General features: G+C 28.3%; 2 protein-coding genes. Both read right to left on the minus strand.

The window, feature by feature from the left end; translation table 11 throughout:
* Nucleotides 1-762 (minus strand): NAD(+)/NADH kinase (locus tag EZH24_RS11095; protein ID WP_137999171.1); only part of this gene is annotated, 762 nt, incomplete at its 3' end.
* Between the two features lie 173 nt (nt 763-935).
* Nucleotides 936-1643: a hypothetical protein gene (locus EZH24_RS11100; protein ID WP_137999172.1), complete on the minus strand. Its 708-nt coding sequence runs from the start codon at nt 1641-1643 to the stop codon at nt 936-938.
* Between the last annotated feature and the right edge of the window lie 200 nt (nt 1644-1843).

Below are 1843 nucleotides of genomic sequence, written 5' to 3' on the forward strand. Positions count from 1 at the left end.
AATAGTCACCATAGCCTTAAAAGATTTTTTTGAAAGCGTAAGTTCGATAACATCTCCTTTAGGAATAACCAAAGGGCGAAAAGTCAAAGAATGAGGAGCTATTGGAACGAAAGAAATCGCGTCTATCGTAGGAGCAAGAACGGGACCGCCCGCGCTTAAAGCGTATGCCGTAGAACCAGTGGGAGTCGCTATAACAACACCGTCTCCCACTATTGAGGAAACGGTTTTATTTTCTATACTGACATCGATATAAATCGCTCTTCCGTCGCATTTTCCCAATACGAGTTCGTTTACCGCCAAATAATTTTTCGTTTTTAAATTGTCTTTCGCGTTTTCTTTTGAATTATTTTTTGATAATTTCACTTCAAGTAAAGTTCTCGCTTCTATTTCGTATAAACTTTTTTTATTATTCAAATATTCTTCCAATATGGAATAAGCTTCTTCTGGAGGAATTTCCGATATAAATCCCAAACTTCCGTTATATACAGGCAAAACTGAAATATTATATTTTATCGCAATTTTCAAAGCCGAAAGCAAAGTTCCATCTCCGCCGATTGAAATAAGCATAGAAACATCTTTTAAAATCTTACTTGCTTTATTTATATTCTGATAAGAAGAAATATCGTAATCTATTATTATAGGTTCTATTTTATGTTTTTTTAGTATGTTTTTTATTTTTGATAAAATATCGGCAGGGTCGCCTTTTATCGTATTTACTATTATTCCAATCGATTGATTATTTTCAGTTTTATTTTTATTCATATTTATTTTAATCGCTAATCAAAATTATTCTTAAATTAAAATTCTTCGTTAATTATTTTCAATTAAAAAATTCTTTTAAAAATTATTTAAAATTGTTTTTAATTATATCAAAAGTAATTAATTTATCAAGCGATATTATTTAGTAAATTATTCTAATTAAATTATAATTAAAATCAAAGAAAATCGTTATTATTAGGCATTTCAAAAAAACTAAAATGAAATCCTATTTGAACGCCCAAATCAATTGAAGATAATCTTTGTTTGTCGGGTTCTACTCCCCTTACTCTAACTTTTGGAAAATCGTAATTAAAATAAAAACTCAAACTATTTCCGCTTCCCATATAAATATTATCGTATCTCAAACCAATCGTAAATTTTATATAAGGAATGTATAAATCGTCAAATTTGTTTTTTAATCTGCCGTAATTTAAAAGTTCTATTATATTTTCGTATCTGAAACTTCCGCCGAGAGGAACTTTAATTCCTCCGCCAAATCCTACCGTAAAACAATAAAATAATCCTTCGACATAAGCACCAATATTCATACTGTCGAAAACATTTATCTCTTTTCTACCGTTTTGTAAATTTTTGAATCCGAAAGTATCTCTATAATATCCGAAATCGAAACCTAAAGATATTAAATAAAGTCTGTTTTTATTGAGCATAAAACTATACCCAAATTGCAATAAAGCTCCGCCTTCAAAAGCGGATTTTGATTCGTAATTATCTTTGGACGCATTTCCGCCGTTTTTTTCTATTTTATAATCGGGCAAACTTCCGACAAGCGGAATCGATAATCCGAAACTTGGAAAACCTATTTGAGAATATAAATTAACCGTAGATAATATTAATAAAGTTGGTAAAATAATTATTCTTTTCATTTGAAAATCCTTTTTGTATTTTTTATTATACTTTTAATTTATAATTTATTTTAACTCCATAGTCAATATGTAATTTCAAAAAATATTCAAATTGCATATTTTGACAAATTAAAATATTTTGTTATAATTATATTTATGAATAAAAAACCTTTTAACGCATTGAACGATTTTTTTGTTCGGTATTTCTTTACCGACAAGGG

Source organism: Brachyspira catarrhinii (genome assembly GCF_005518285.1).
Classification (GTDB): Bacteria; Spirochaetota; Brachyspiria; order Brachyspirales; family Brachyspiraceae; genus Brachyspira; species Brachyspira catarrhinii.